This window comes from Cohaesibacter gelatinilyticus (assembly GCF_900215605.1).
GTDB classification, from domain to species: Bacteria; Pseudomonadota; Alphaproteobacteria; order Rhizobiales; family Cohaesibacteraceae; genus Cohaesibacter; species Cohaesibacter gelatinilyticus.
Genome location: NZ_OBEL01000002.1, coordinates 302735 through 315730, shown reverse-complemented (window position 1 = coordinate 315730; position 12996 = coordinate 302735). Strand labels below are relative to the sequence as shown.

Annotated in this window: 16 protein-coding genes; 10 read left to right on the top strand and 6 right to left on the bottom strand. The window is 52.6% G+C overall.

Annotation, left to right across the window (positions count from 1 at the left end; all coding sequences use genetic code 11):
* Positions 1-95: 95 nt before the first annotated feature.
* The 6 genes from CRO57_RS11520 (at position 96) to CRO57_RS11495 (ending at position 4020) form a co-directional block, all read left to right on the top strand.
* The gene (locus CRO57_RS11520; RefSeq protein ID WP_097153594.1) at positions 96-896 is read left to right on the top strand and encodes an inositol monophosphatase family protein; all 801 of its coding nucleotides are present in this window, start codon (positions 96-98) and stop codon (positions 894-896) included.
* A gap of 42 nt (positions 897-938) precedes the next feature.
* Positions 939-1181 carry an alpha/beta fold hydrolase gene (locus CRO57_RS11515; protein WP_097153593.1) on the top strand — a complete coding sequence of 81 codons (243 nt, stop codon included), beginning with the start codon at positions 939-941 and terminating at the stop codon, positions 1179-1181.
* A 69-nt stretch (positions 1182-1250) separates the two neighbouring features.
* Positions 1251-2048: an AraC family transcriptional regulator gene (locus tag CRO57_RS11510; RefSeq protein WP_097153592.1), complete on the top strand. Its 798-nt coding sequence runs from the start codon at positions 1251-1253 to the stop codon at positions 2046-2048.
* A 67-nt stretch (positions 2049-2115) separates the two neighbouring features.
* A complete protein-coding gene (locus CRO57_RS11505; RefSeq protein ID WP_097153591.1) occupies positions 2116-2838 on the top strand; it encodes a B3/B4 domain-containing protein in 723 nt (240 codons plus the stop codon).
* Positions 2828-3439 (top strand): LysE family translocator, encoded by a 612-nt coding sequence (locus CRO57_RS11500; RefSeq protein WP_097153590.1) that lies wholly within the window; start codon positions 2828-2830, stop codon positions 3437-3439. Before CRO57_RS11505 ends, CRO57_RS11500 begins: the two co-directional genes overlap by 11 nt.
* Positions 3440-3594: 155 nt before the next feature.
* Entirely contained in the window at positions 3595-4020 is a 426-nt protein-coding gene (locus CRO57_RS11495) for a VOC family protein (RefSeq protein WP_097153589.1), read from the top strand.
* Positions 4021-4056: 36 nt separating this feature from the next.
* Here the strand turns inward: CRO57_RS11495 and CRO57_RS11490 are convergent, their stop codons facing one another.
* Complete coding sequence (locus CRO57_RS11490) at positions 4057-4425, bottom strand: winged helix-turn-helix transcriptional regulator (protein WP_097153588.1); 369 nt, start codon at positions 4423-4425, stop codon at positions 4057-4059.
* Positions 4426-4562: 137 nt separating this feature from the next.
* Here CRO57_RS11490 and CRO57_RS11485 point away from each other — a divergent pair, with 137 nt between their 5' ends.
* A complete protein-coding gene (locus CRO57_RS11485; RefSeq protein ID WP_097153587.1) occupies positions 4563-5201 on the top strand; it encodes an NAD(P)H-dependent oxidoreductase in 639 nt (212 codons plus the stop codon).
* 369 nt (positions 5202-5570) lie between these two features.
* On the top strand, positions 5571-6551 hold the full coding sequence (locus tag CRO57_RS11475) for a hypothetical protein (protein WP_097153585.1): 981 nt from the start codon (positions 5571-5573) through the stop codon (positions 6549-6551).
* Positions 6552-6640: 89 nt separating this feature from the next.
* On the opposite strand, the gene CRO57_RS11470 is transcribed toward CRO57_RS11475, so the two are convergent.
* Positions 6641-7516 (bottom strand): LysR family transcriptional regulator, encoded by an 876-nt coding sequence (locus CRO57_RS11470; RefSeq protein WP_097153584.1) that lies wholly within the window; start codon positions 7514-7516, stop codon positions 6641-6643.
* Between the two features lie 242 nt (positions 7517-7758).
* Here CRO57_RS11470 and CRO57_RS11465 point away from each other — a divergent pair, with 242 nt between their 5' ends.
* On the top strand, positions 7759-8523 hold the full coding sequence (locus tag CRO57_RS11465; protein ID WP_210200849.1) for a sulfite exporter TauE/SafE family protein: 765 nt from the start codon (positions 7759-7761) through the stop codon (positions 8521-8523).
* A gap of 34 nt (positions 8524-8557) precedes the next feature.
* Here CRO57_RS11465 and CRO57_RS11460 read toward each other — a convergent pair whose 3' ends face one another.
* The 4 genes from CRO57_RS11460 to CRO57_RS11445 all read right to left on the bottom strand — a co-directional run bounded on the left by CRO57_RS11460 (position 8558) and on the right by CRO57_RS11445 (position 11986).
* Positions 8558-9115: a GNAT family N-acetyltransferase gene (locus CRO57_RS11460; protein WP_097153582.1), complete on the bottom strand. Its 558-nt coding sequence runs from the start codon at positions 9113-9115 to the stop codon at positions 8558-8560.
* A gap of 132 nt (positions 9116-9247) precedes the next feature.
* A complete protein-coding gene (locus CRO57_RS11455) occupies positions 9248-9748 on the bottom strand; it encodes a hypothetical protein (protein ID WP_097153581.1) in 501 nt (166 codons plus the stop codon).
* Between the two features lie 311 nt (positions 9749-10059).
* Complete coding sequence (gene phnF, locus CRO57_RS11450) at positions 10060-10854, bottom strand: phosphonate metabolism transcriptional regulator PhnF (protein WP_097153580.1); 795 nt, start codon at positions 10852-10854, stop codon at positions 10060-10062.
* Positions 10847-11986 carry an alpha-D-ribose 1-methylphosphonate 5-triphosphate diphosphatase gene (locus CRO57_RS11445; RefSeq protein WP_170956061.1) on the bottom strand — a complete coding sequence of 380 codons (1140 nt, stop codon included), beginning with the start codon at positions 11984-11986 and terminating at the stop codon, positions 10847-10849. Before CRO57_RS11445 ends, phnF begins: the two co-directional genes overlap by 8 nt.
* Positions 11987-12141: 155 nt before the next feature.
* Between CRO57_RS11445 and CRO57_RS11440 the strand changes: the two genes are divergently transcribed.
* Positions 12142-12996, top strand: a complete 855-nt coding sequence (locus CRO57_RS11440; protein WP_097153578.1) for a PhnD/SsuA/transferrin family substrate-binding protein — start codon at positions 12142-12144, stop codon at positions 12994-12996.

Here is a 12996-nt window from a genome sequence, read left to right as displayed (position 1 = left end):
TGAGACTTTTAGGCTGCCTTCTTGAACCGGATGTCTTTTGAAATATTGCGGTAAGCAGATGCCATATAATGCCGGATATGAGTTGAGGAAATGCGATGACGACCATGATGACGATTGCTGATCATGCCGAAACGATGAGTGCGTTGGCATCAAAAACCGCCATGCATTTTTTCCGGGGGGCATTGGGGGTCGAGTTCAAAGCAGATGAAAGTCCGGTTACGCAAGCGGACAGGGCGGTTGAAACAGAAGTGCGTCGCTATCTCAAAACTCATTTTCCCGATCACGGTATTCTGGGTGAGGAACATGGCCTGGAGGACGGAAAAAAGGACCATATGTGGGTTGTCGATCCGATTGATGGTACGCGGTCCTTCTTGTCCGGGCATCCGCTTTTCGGTTTCCTGCTGGTTCATCTGACGGATGGTAAACCGGATTTGGGGGTCATTTGCATGCCCGTTCTGAACGAGATCTTCATGGGCCAAAAAGGCAAAGGCGCAACCCTGAATGGCCAGCTTGTTCAAACCTCCGGCCAAACGAGCCTGAATGATGCAATTCTCTACATAAATGAGGGCGAAAAAATCTGTCGTGATCATCCTGTGATATTTGATCGCTTGTTGAGCATCGGTCAGACACGCCGGTTTGCCTATGATTGCTATCCGCATGCACTGCTGGCTGCGGGTCATGTGGATGTGGTGATTGATTATGATCTTCAGCCCTATGACTATCTCAGCGTTTCGGCCGTTGTAGAGGCAGCTGGCGGGGTCATGACCGATTGGAATGGGCAAGCTCTGTCCATGACGTCCGATGGTGCGGTCGTATCCGCTGCCAATCGGGAGCTGCATGCGCAGGTTTTGAAGACCTTATCAGCTCCTTCTGATGGCGGATCCTTTCAGCCGTGATGAGATATGGCGGAAAGGGTGTATTCTTGAAGTGTTTATCATATGGAGTGCGAAAGATGTGTTATTCATCTGGTCACCATTGTGACCAGATGCTATGTGCCATCTCTCATGATCTGGGGTGATCTGGATTTCCCGCATATCAAGGATCGTTCCCGCCTGGCTGCGCAAAGGATCGTGAATTGTTCCAGTTTGGAGTTAAAAGATGCCGCGCATTTGCCAAGTCTGGACAAATCCGGCGATCTTACAATTGCGCTGCTTGATTTTATTCAGAAGCATTTCAAATAAGATATCTTCCAGACATCCCAATAAGGTGGTTGTAGACGAACCTGTCAGATCTCTGATAGCATTTCGTGCATGCACAAAGCGATACGCCACCAAACCGTGATTGAAGGTATTGATGCGATCTCTATCCGATCGGATCGCACCTTTCCAAGGCATACTCATGACGAGTTTGGCTTTGGATATATTGCGGACGGTGGTCAGGATAGCTGGAGTGGCCGTGGCCTTGTCGAAGCACAGAGCGGTGATGTGATCAGTGTGAATCCCGCGGAGTTGCACGATGGTATTGGCCGCAAGGGATGTCCGCGCTATTGGCGCATGTTGTATCTCTCACCAGCGGCGCTTTCCAAGCTCACCGATATTCCGATTGGGGCTGCGGAATTTTCCCTGCCGGTCATTCAATCCAGAGCGACGTCGCGTCTGGTCATCAATGCGCTCGCTGCCATGCATGCAGAGCGAGCGGACCGTGATCATGTGGAACAGCAGATGATATTGGCGCTTGATGTCTTGTTGCACCGCAATGGCGCCCAAACCCGGGCAGCACGCTCCAGCTGTTCCCGTCAGGTTCAATTGGTGCTGGATATGATCCGCCAACATTATGATGCGTCGTTATCTTTGAATGATTTTGCAATGGCTACGGATACCAGTCGATATCAAATTCTGCGTATGTTCTCGCGTGAACTGGGAACAACCCCTCATGCCTATCTTACCCAGCACCGGGTGAAACGGGCAAAGCGGATGATCCTGAAAGGGTCCTCTCTTGCTGATGTTGCCTCTGCATGTGGATTTTCCGATCAGAGCCATCTGACGCGCAGCTTTGCGAGGCAAATGGGGGTGACACCGGGACGCTTTTCTTTCCGGCAATGCGCTTGATCTGCAATATTGTTCAATACCGGGGGAGATTGCTCACCTATGGTTTTTAAAAATCATGAGGTGAGTGATGCGTTTTTCCTATTCCAGTTTCATGCAGCAAGCTTTTCCTGATCGCTCAACTGCGATCCTTCGAACGACAAACATATATTCCGATCTTGATGTGACTGCTGCGGTTGCTGGGCTTACTGCGCGGGCAACGCAACGCCTGACAGAGAAGACGGAAGGTGTGTTTGTGGAAATACAGGCCTGGCGCAGAGCTTATTCGGCGATGGGACTCAAGCCAACTCAATATCGCTGTGCTTCTGAGGCTTTGCTGCGACGCCTTAGAAAAGATGGTGCGTTACCGTCTCTGCATCCGCTTATCGACCTGTGCAATGCAGCCTCTGCCGCCTATGCTGTTCCGGTGGCTGTGTTCGATCTTGATCATGTCGCGGGTGATCTTTGTGTGAGACAGGCGGATGGCAGCGAGCGATATCACGCTTTTTCCGGTGCGATTGAAAATCCCGATATTGGGGAAGTCATTTTTGCCGATGATCAGGGCAATGCCCATGCCCGACGATGGGCAAACCGGCAAAGCAGGCTGTCGGCGGTTTCGCATACTACCAGCAAAGCGCTGATTGTTGCCGAGGCCTTGCATGAAAAGAGCGCCCGGGATGTCGACGCCTTGTCTTTGGAACTGAGCGATATCCTGTCAAAGGCGATTGGCACTCTCCCCGAGACTGCGCTCTTGCTGACGCCAGATGCCGACTATTGTACGCAAGAAGTGAAAGGGGTTGGTCATGTGGGTTGAGTTTTTGATGACGTCCTTCATTGTCGTCATAGCGCCGGGTACCGGTGTGATCTACGTGATTGGTGTGGGATTATCGCGCGGAGCGGGGGCAAGTCTGGCTGCTGCTACCGGATGCACCTTTGGCATCCTGCCACATATGACAGCTGCGATCCTTGGGTTGGCAGCCCTGCTGCATACAAGTGCGTTGTTGTTTCATGCGGTGAAATGGTTCGGAATTGCCTATCTGCTCTATCTTGCATGGTCGATCATGAAAGAAGACGGTCCCATCCAGTTCGAGGGGGATGCTGACAAGGGATCGCTCGTCGGGACAGCTCTTACCGGTTTTCTGATCAATATTCTGAACCCGAAGCTTTCCCTGTTCTTTCTGGCATTCCTTCCCCAGTTTGTGCCTGCCCAATCTTCTTCGCCTTTTGGGCAGATGCTGCTGTTGAGCGGGATATTCATGGCCATGACCTTCGTCGTGTTCATGGGTTATGGGGTTTTTGCCGGCTATATCCGCACCCATATCGAGCAAAGACCTGCGATCCTTGTCTGGATGAAGCGAAGCTTTTCAGCTGCCTTCCTGCTTCTCGGGATCCGGCTTGCCTTTGAAGGCAGATAAGGACAGATCCTGCTGCTGGCTTGGAGCAAGAAGGTGTCTGAAGAATAGGACGTTTTTCTATTCCTGCCAAATTCTTCCAATTCATGAGTTTACATCCTAATATTGCTCATCTCTTTTGTTGCCATAGCCGGACTTTCAAAAAGGAACAGGCAAGTATGATTTCCTATGTCACTGTCGGAGTTGATGATATCGCTCGTGCAAAGCGGTTTTATTCTGCATTTTTACCAGCGCTGGATTATGATCTGGAGGAACGCTCTGACGGCATAAGCTGTACGCTGCGCAAGCAACCTGATCAGGCTTTTGCACTGCCGGACTTCTACATCAAATCGCCCTTCAATGGACACCCGGCTTCGGCCGGGAATGGGGCGATGATTGCGTTCAAGGCTGGCTCTCAACAACAGGTTCGCGAGCTTCATACCGCAGCGCTGGTTGCAGGCGGCTCGGACGAGGGACAGCCGGGTTTTCGTGATGCATATGGACCTCGTTTTTATGTTGGCTATCTTCGGGATCCTCAGGGCAATAAGATTGCCCTATTTTCCAACGATCCAAACGAGCCTGATCGTGACGGACGGTGTGGATGACAAACGTGCCTTGTCATCAATCTCCTGATGTTGAAGCTAGGCATCTGCATGATTGGCTTCGAATTTTTCGCGGGCGGCGTCGATATTGGTGATATTGTCCAGCGCCCATTGGCCCAGTATCTCCACGGGTTGGCGAAAGGACTCGCCCATTGGAGTGAGGTTATATTCCACCTTGGGCGGGATGGTTGGATGATAGGTGCGATTGACCAGACCGTCGCGTTCCAGCTCACGCAGGGTGCGGCTGAGCATGCGCTGGGAAATACCAAGATTCCGTTTCAGCTCATTGAAGCGCAGCGTCCCATAGCGCGCCAGGGAAATCACGATCAGTACGCTCCAGCGATCCCCCACTCGGGACAGCACCTCATTGATGCGCGAGCATTGCGGGCATTGGTCCTGAGTTTTCATGCGGTTTCCTCCGTGTAACCGAGGCGCAAAAATGTGCCTTCTTGCAACATCTCTCGGTTCTTACTAGATAGTCGGTAACAAATGTATACTGCACATATCGTGCTTCGACAACCTATGCTCTACAACAGGATTGAGACATGACAAACAAGTCGCTTCTGGATCATCTCAACTGGCGTTATGCCACCAAGAAAATGGATCCGGCCAAAGCTGTGCCACAGGAAAAAGTGGATGCTATCATCGAGGCGATCCGCATGACGCCAACTTCCAGCGGCACCCAACCATTTGAGCTGATTGTTGTGAGTGACCCGGATGTGCGTGCCAAAATCAGCGAAGTGGCCTGGGGCCAGCAACAGATCAATGATGGCTCCCATCTTCTGGTCTTTGCCGCCTGGGACAATTACACCGCAGATCGCATCGACGCTGTCACCAATCAGCTGAATGACGAGCGCGGCGAAATCCCGATGGCGAAAGAATATTATGACAATCTGAAGGCCAATTATCTGCCGCGCCCGGCCGAGGTGAATTACGCCCATGCTGCGCGTCAGGCCTATATCGCCCTTGGTGTGGCACTGGTCGCTGCCGCCGAGCAGGAAGTCGACAGCACCCCGATGGAAGGCTTCGAGCCGGAGAAAGTCGATGAGATTCTGGGACTGAAAGAGCGCGGCTTGCGTTCCGTCCTGTTGCTGCCTCTTGGCTATCGCGACAATGAAGGTGACTGGTTGTTGCCAATGAAGAAAGTGCGCAAATCCCGCGAGACCCTCGTGTCCCAAGTTTAGTTGGATAGGCAGGTGTCTCTCAGCGCCAGCCTTTTGCTGAAGTATCTGATCCATCCCAGATCACTTCCAAAGAAGCCGAGCCAAGGCCTTTGAGCACTGGTTCGGCTTTTTTGTTTGGTGGGATGTGCATTTTTGCATTGGGGCGGCTATTGGCTGCCCCTATTGCATGGAACTGATATCTGAGGTACGGATGATGCATGGGTGTTTTTAGCTTGCAATCCGTTTTGACAAAAGGCCGCAGAGCAAAACTGCGCCTTTTGGCTATTCGCTCAAAACGCCCGGGCAGAATTCCTTTTGCGAGAATGCGTGCTGGTCCGTGTACCGGCTGAGTGCTGTCTTTCAAATTCTCACAATTCAAAAGGAACAATCATGTCCCATCATGATCGAGCGGCCTATTTGGCCTATGCCACTGCCATGCGCCATCCCGGCGATTTTTCCAATGCCTCGATGCGATTTTTTGCAACCGATGCAACCATCAACGTCGTGCACCCGTTCAATCAAATCACGGGTGCTGCATTCTATGCTGATGATGTGGTCCGACCACTTCAGTGTTCATTCGAAGGTCTCTATCGGCGCGATGATATCGTCATGGCTGGCCAGTTTGAAGGTCAGACCTGGGTCAGCTCAACCGGTTATTATGTAGGTCGGTTTGTCAAAGACTGGATTGGCCTTAATCCGACGGATGACCTTTGCTATCTCCGCTATGGAGAATTTCATCACATGGAAGGCGGTCGGGCTGTTGAGAGTTATATCTATTTCGATATTCCGGAGCTGATGATCGCCTGCAAACAATGGCCGCTGGATATGGGGCCTGGCGTCAAGCCGGGTTATCGAGGATTGATCCATGGTCCTGCCAGTCATGATGGAGTTATCCGGGAAGCTGCGGATCCGGCAGAAGGTCAGCGCAGCTATCAGATCGTAACGGACATGCTGGCTCGATTGGCGACAGCAGATGAGGAATGGCGACCCTATTGGGACAAGAATATGATGTGGTATGGGCCGGGAGCCTTTGGCACTTTTATTGGTGTTGAGGAATTTGCATCCTTTCAGGTGCCGTTCGAGGCGCAATTCGAGGGATGGTCCGGAGGTTCGAAAAATAATGGTCTTACCCGGCATTTCACGCGATTTGGCGAAGGTAATTACACTTGCTCGGGTGGTTGGCCGTCTCTCACCGGTATCAATGTGAAGCCATTTCTCGGGCAGGGACCAAGCCATGAGCGTGTTTTCATGCGGGTTTGTGATTGGTGGCGGCGCGAAGGAGATTTGCTGATTGAAAATTGGGTCTTTGTCGATGTTCCTCACGTGCTGCTGCAGCTTGGATATGATCCATTGCCCAAATGGGATAATTAACACAAAAGCGATCAAAAAATTCAACTGAAAGCCGAACCAGCGATGGTTCGGCTTTTTGCCTTTTGAGGGATCTGTTCTCGGAGATAGGTCTACTGAAACATGTTTGCGTTGGTCAGCCAGGCAATGGCGGCATCGACGCGTTCGACACCGCGCATGTCCTTGTTGCGCAAAAGCCAGACGTCGCGCTTCATGGTGGGTATTTCAGAGGGAAGTGGAAGCTCGATCATGCGTGAGTCCTGGCGGGCAATCAACACAGGCAATAGAGCGCGCGTTCTGGTGGCAAGCGCTGCCTCGAAAGCGGTTTCCAGATCATGCATCAGCAGGTTTGAATAGACCCCCCCATTTTGCTGGGCGAGGTCCTGTGTCCACTTGGCTTGCGGAAGGTGCGTTGCTATGGGATCGTAACCAAGCCAGGGACGTTCTTCATAGGCAAGTTGGGTTTTTGTTTTTGCGGTGAAGACGGAAAAGACAACGCTTCCTATCTTTTGTGCCAGAACTGCGTCTCCCCCTTCCTCCGGGTCACCAAACCGAAGGGCAATGTCTGCTTCGCGACGGGAGAGGCTGAGATTTTTGCTGTCGGGGATCAGGCTGACATTCAAGCCCGGATGTTCAGCAGAGAACTCGGCGAGCCATGGCATGAGCAAGCGGTTGAGAAGGAATGGAACCGCCGTCACACGCACTGTTCCACTAAGCGGAGTTTCGTGACCGATCAGTGCATCCGCCGCATGGGCATGCTGTTCCATATTCTCTGCATGATCGGCAATGGCTTGCCCAAGTTGGGTCAGGAATGTGGAACCCTGCTTGTCGCGGGTGATCAGTGTCGATCCTACGCGACTTTCCATAGCCTTGATCCGCCTCGAAATCGTTGTGGCATTGAGCCCAAGCAGACTTGCGGCACCGCTCAGGCTTTTCGCGCGGGCCAGTGCGAGCAATATCCGATAATCATCCCAATTTGATAGCTGCATATTTGCAGTATATATCTGCAAATAATCGCATTGCAAATGCAATCTCGCAGTAGCAAGTTCGGACTAAATTCTAATTGCCCGATTTAAAAGTCTCTGAATCAGACTTTTAAGAGCATGTCCAGCCCTCTCCCCTCCCAACCGTCCGCGAGGATACCATGACGGGTGGTTGGGAGGGGGAGAGGGCTGGCTCGGGATTTCTAAAACAAGATCTAAAACGCAGATTGATGCAATTGGGGTGTCCTTTGTCTGACGCTGTTTTATTTGCCGGCCTATCAGAATGGGAATGGGCTATTTGTTGCGGTGCTGCGCTGTTGGCGGGAGGCGTGCGTGGCTTTGCTGGTTTTGGTCTTTCTGCCGTGGCCATGGCTTGTCTTGTACTGATCCTGCCGCCGGTTGAGCTGATTCCGATCCTCTATGTGATGGAAAGCGCAGCCAGCCTGGTGATGTTTCGCGGTGGCATGCGTGATGCAGACATGAGCCATGTCTGGCCTCTCGCAATCGGATCCTTCATAGGTATGCCCCTTGGTTTGATGGCCACTGTGACCGTTTCGCCCGATCTTTCAAAGTTGATCGCTGTCCTGGTAATCCTGACGCTTACTCTCCTGCAATTTTCCCGATCGATGCCAGCAGCTCTGACAAACAAAACGGGGCGCTATGTAGTGGGAACAACTGCCGGGATTGTCACTGGCCTGGCGTCCGTTGGTGGCATGGTGGTCGCGCTTTATGTATTGGCGAGCCGCTCTCCGGCAACACAGATGCGTGCAGCCCTGACCATGTTCCTGTTCATCGGGATGTTCACAACACTGGGCCATATGGTGCTGTATGGTGTTATGACCGAAACCGCCATCGTCCGAGGGATGATCCTGGCTCCCTTCGCACTGGCAGGTGTCTTTCTTGGGGCTTGGGCATTCCGGCCTAGCTTGCAGATCTATTATCGCCGTTTTTGTTTGGGGCTTTTGATCGCCATCTGCCTTTCCAGCCTCGTCCGTCTGGCGTTCGGAGCCTAAGTTTGAAGGCTTGCAGAATCACCGCTCAAGCTGGTCAATCTGTCAAAGAGATGCGGAATTCCAGCGTTTCCTGTCCACCAAGAGCACTATCGGACACATAGCTTTTCATCAGCGTGCCGCCCGCCTTTTCTATCACTTTGATAGAAGCAGGATTGGTGGGATGCGTGGTGATGGTGACATATTGCAGCCCCACGGCCTTGGCTTCGGGCAGAAGAGCGACAAGAGCCGCTGTGGCTAGTCCTTCTCTCTGCCGCCAAGGGACGACGGAATAGCCTATGTGGCCGGAGCAGGTTGAGGGCAACTCTTCCGTTCCTTGCTTCCATCGCAGGCTGATATGGCCGCAAAAGTCATCGTCCCATATCCAGCGACGAATGCTTGGCAGGCGTGAAACCTGCGAACCATCTGGCAAGATGATAGGTCCCCCCTTTGCTGTAGGGTCATCGAGATTGGCCACGAAGGTTTCGGCGTCTTTTGAGATTTTATCGAGCTGTTCCTGCCCGGCTTCGACACGCAGGTTTTCTGGTGACCAGCCTCTTTGAAGCGCATCACTATAGGCTGAAATATGATCGATGCTTGGCTTTATCAGCTTCATGTCTTTGATCCCAAATCATGAGGAGATCTGAGCCTAGTAATCGAGGTTGCATAGGTCAACCTGAACGCGAAAAGACAAGCAGTGATAGCTCGGCTTTTGATTGGGTTTGTGAAAGGCTTGTTGCCAAACCTGTCAGGTGTAGCATGCTTCGTGGAGTTTTTCTTCGAACTTCAAAGAGCCCTTGGCCGAGAAAGTTTTGGCGATGGAGCCGTTCGGGCGATAAACCAGAAAACGTTTGGCTTTGCCAAAAGATTCCAGTTGCGGGTAGCTGAACATGACATGGCCCAGCCATGTGTCTTCACTTGCAACATAATAGGTTGGAATGCGCACCTTGCGGATCTTGCCATTGCCCAAGTCCATGCCAAGAACGAAATTGGCGCGTTTGTCCTGCCGCTTCATGGAGGCAGGCATGGGGAGCTCTTCAAAGGTGATGCGGATCCGTGAGCGATCATTGCCGCAATAAAGGGTAATTCTGGAAAAACCATTGCTCACCCAACCAAGGGCGTTGATGCCCCCTGCCGGATTGCGGGCGGTTTTTGTCGTCCAGCCTTGGGCGAATGTCTCGCCTGTGGTGGCGATCAGGAAAAGAAGAGCGGTCAGGAGAGGACCGCATTTGCGAAGCGAGTGGGTCATTCTTGCCTCCGGTACGAGCGCTCGGATGAAGGAGCCGAGCGGGAAGTCATTCTGTCTGGAGAAAAGCTTCAACTCATCGCAGATTGTTTGCAACCGCTACAGATGTACGTAATTGAAATTCCATATGAAATTCTGTCGGAAATCAATTGTCGTACCTGCGCCATCCGATAGCAGGCAGAGGATAGGGGCGCGCGTTGATCGTCAGTTCTTGTGTCGTGTCATAAACCTCTTGAAGCGAGTTCTTGTCCGAAAAGTGCTGCAACTTTTCGGACAAGAACTCGCTCTAATCTCTAAAAATGAATAGGTAAAAGCTATTGTTCGTTGAAAATCAACTCGACGCTGGCAAGCGGCCACCGGCCCAGACTGAAGTCGATTGGCTTGCCCTTGGTGTCGCTATTGATGGCGCTGGTGCGCATCAATGGTGTGCGATGGGTCAGTTGCAGGGCCTCGGCCTCATTGCTATGGGCAAAGCCCCCCGAGATCCGCGTCTCCACTCTCTTGAAATCCTTGATGCCATGGGCCTGATAAACATCAGCGACCGATTGGCGTGCCTCATATACTGCTTCGAAATCGGGAAAGAGATCTGCCGGGAATTCCTTGGTGGTGAAATAGACCGGCTCGTCATTCAGCGTGCGAATGCGGTCCAGGCAGATCACTTCTGTGTCCTGCTTCAGCCCAAGGGCTTCTATTGCTTTCATGCTGGCCGGGCGACGGGATAGCGAAAGGGTATGGGTTTTGATCTGCTCGGCATCGACATTGAGGCTTTCGATGAAGCGCATGTTTGAGCTGATCGCATAACGGGTCGGTTGCTGGCGGACAAAGATGCCGACACCTTTGCGGGCTTGCAGCTGCCCTTCCTGCTGCAATTTTGTGAGGGCGCGGCGCATGGTGACCCGGCTGACATCAAACAAGTCGGCCAGATCATTTTCGCTGGGCAGGCGAGACCCTGCGCTCAACGGACCATGGATGCAGGCATTGGAGAGGCGGTCATAGATTTGCAGCCAGATGGCCCTTTGGCTCTTGTTGCCATAGGGCTTGGCTGCGATGGCACGAATACGCTCCAGCTCATCTTGATCAACGCTGGCGATATTCAGTCTTTTACTCATGTTCCAATACCTTTTGCCCCGCAACGAACACGGCTTTGATGCGGCGGCTCGATTTATCGACAACAAGTATATCGGCCCGCTTGCCGACTTCCAAGGCACCCCGATCGTCCAGTCCGGCGGCTTTGGCGGCATTCAGCGAAATCAGCTTCCATGCTTCGGGCAAGCTCATGGCCTGTTCGTCCACCAGCTTGAAAGCGGCAAACATCATGGCAGGGTAATAATAGTCCGAAGCAAGGCAAGTGCAGCGTCCTTGCTTGATAGCACTGGTGGCATCAAGGGCATTATTCTGGCTACCACCACGCAAGACATTGGGAGAGCCAAGAATGATGGCCTCGCCATGGTCGCGGGCTTCATCGGCTGTGTCTTCCGTCATGGGAAATTCCGAGACGCTGATGCCCATCTGGCGATTTTGACGTCTGACCTCGATGGCATCTTCATCATGGGCAAACATTTTTGTTCCAAGCGCACGCCCCTCACTTGCCATGCGATCAATGGCGGCGGGCACTTCCTCACGGCGCTCCCAGACTTCATGCAGCATGGCAACGGCCTCTTCGCGGGTGAGGCCGCAGCGATCCGCCAGGCGCCCGATTTTGCTGGACTGGATTTTGTGACCCAGATTGGTGGTGGTGTGATCATTGAAGGAAAGGATATGGGCCGGGTCGGTTTTCAGCCAGCCAATCACCTCGTCGCAATAGTCAAAGGCAAAGGTCTCCCAGCGCATATTGACCTTGGTATCCACGGCCAGGTCTGACCCAAGGCTTGTGAGCGTGCTCATGAAGTCCCGCGCCGTCTGCATGCTGCGCAGGCCCGGCTCCCAACTGATGGCCAGCCCGTGATAGGCGGTGGTGATGCCGTTGGTCATCATCTGCCGGTCGGCTTCTTTCAGGGCTACATCCATAGGAAACATCAGGCCGGGGCGCGGCTGTACGATGCGCTCGAAGGCATCGCCATGAATGTCAATGATGCCGGGCAGGACCAAACAATCGCGCGCGTCATAGATGCGATCTTGCTTTAGTGCCGGTTCGGCTTGTGCTTCGATTGCCTCGATCATGTCGCCGCCGATGATCAGATCTGCGTGATGAACATTGTCGGTCGAGACGATCTCGCCGCCCTTTACTAGCCAGGAATTCATGATTTTTTCTCTCCGCTCGGCCTTGTCGCAAAACTGCGTCATAGCCGTCATGAACGTGTAACACGGGCGGACTATAGGTTCCTTGTATGACAATGCTGTATATACAGCAAACAATATCGAGCCTATTCACAAGACTTGTTAACTGGGAGAGTCCTATGTCTCGTTCACTGCTCGCTGCCGCTGCAACCCTGCTAATGGCAGGCACCGCCATGGCCGAACCTGTCAAATTCGCCGTCACCGACATTGAAGGTCTGGAAGCGTTGCAGCAGGAATTTGCAGCTTTTGAAGGCGCGTTGGAAAAAGCCACCGGTCTGGAAATCGAGCTTTATCCTGTTTCTTCCCGCACCGCGGCCGTCGAAGCCATCAATCAGGGCAAGGCTGATCTGGTTCTGACCGGTCCGGCTGAATATGTGGTCATCAAGGAACTGACCGATGCAGAGATCGTCGTTGCTTGGCAGCGTCCGAACTATTATGCGCAGATCGTGACCTTGACCGAAGGCTCCATCGATAGCGTTGCTGATCTCAAAGGCAAGACCGTTACCTTCGGTTCTGTTGGATCCACCTCTCAGCATCTTGGCCCTGCACAGACTTTGGCTGATTTCGGTCTGAATTATGGCAGCGACTATAATGCGCAGATCATTTCCCGAAATGTTGCTGTTGAAGCCTTGATTCGTGGTGACATTCAGGCTGTTGGCATGAATGACGGACATCTGAAGAAAATCCGCAAGGCTTTCCCTGGTGTGTCCTTCACCGTTGTGGCTCGTGGTCGTGATCTGCCAAACGACATTCTGATTGCTCGTAAAGATATGGACAAGGCTGCTCTGGAGAAGGTCAAAAAGGCCTTCGTTGAAAATGGCAAAGAGCTGATGGCCGCTGTTCTTAAGGGTGATGACAACCAAAAGTACGAAGGTGGTTTCTTCCTGTCTTCCGTTGAAGACGCAAAATATGACTATGTCCGCGCCATGTACAAGACCATCGGCGTCGACACCAAGTCTTTCGTCGGCAACTAA

Coding starts and splice junctions, on each gene's coding strand:
- CRO57_RS11520 (WP_097153594.1), top strand. CDS start 96: ATGACGACCATGATGACGATTGCTGATCATGCCGAAACGATGAGTGCG.
- CRO57_RS11515 (WP_097153593.1), top strand. CDS start 939: ATGGAGTGCGAAAGATGTGTTATTCATCTGGTCACCATTGTGACCAGA.
- CRO57_RS11510 (WP_097153592.1), top strand. CDS start 1,251: ATGCACAAAGCGATACGCCACCAAACCGTGATTGAAGGTATTGATGCG.
- CRO57_RS11505 (WP_097153591.1), top strand. CDS start 2,116: ATGCGTTTTTCCTATTCCAGTTTCATGCAGCAAGCTTTTCCTGATCGC.
- CRO57_RS11500 (WP_097153590.1), top strand. CDS start 2,828: ATGTGGGTTGAGTTTTTGATGACGTCCTTCATTGTCGTCATAGCGCCG.
- CRO57_RS11495 (WP_097153589.1), top strand. CDS start 3,595: ATGATTTCCTATGTCACTGTCGGAGTTGATGATATCGCTCGTGCAAAG.
- CRO57_RS11490 (WP_097153588.1), bottom strand. CDS start 4,425: ATGAAAACTCAGGACCAATGCCCGCAATGCTCGCGCATCAATGAGGTG.
- CRO57_RS11485 (WP_097153587.1), top strand. CDS start 4,563: ATGACAAACAAGTCGCTTCTGGATCATCTCAACTGGCGTTATGCCACC.
- CRO57_RS11475 (WP_097153585.1), top strand. CDS start 5,571: ATGTCCCATCATGATCGAGCGGCCTATTTGGCCTATGCCACTGCCATG.
- CRO57_RS11470 (WP_097153584.1), bottom strand. CDS start 7,516: ATGCAGCTATCAAATTGGGATGATTATCGGATATTGCTCGCACTGGCC.
- CRO57_RS11460 (WP_097153582.1), bottom strand. CDS start 9,115: ATGAAGCTGATAAAGCCAAGCATCGATCATATTTCAGCCTATAGTGAT.
- CRO57_RS11455 (WP_097153581.1), bottom strand. CDS start 9,748: ATGACCCACTCGCTTCGCAAATGCGGTCCTCTCCTGACCGCTCTTCTT.
- phnF (WP_097153580.1), bottom strand. CDS start 10,854: ATGAGTAAAAGACTGAATATCGCCAGCGTTGATCAAGATGAGCTGGAG.
- CRO57_RS11445 (WP_170956061.1), bottom strand. CDS start 11,986: ATGAATTCCTGGCTAGTAAAGGGCGGCGAGATCGTCTCGACCGACAAT.
- CRO57_RS11440 (WP_097153578.1), top strand. CDS start 12,142: ATGTCTCGTTCACTGCTCGCTGCCGCTGCAACCCTGCTAATGGCAGGC.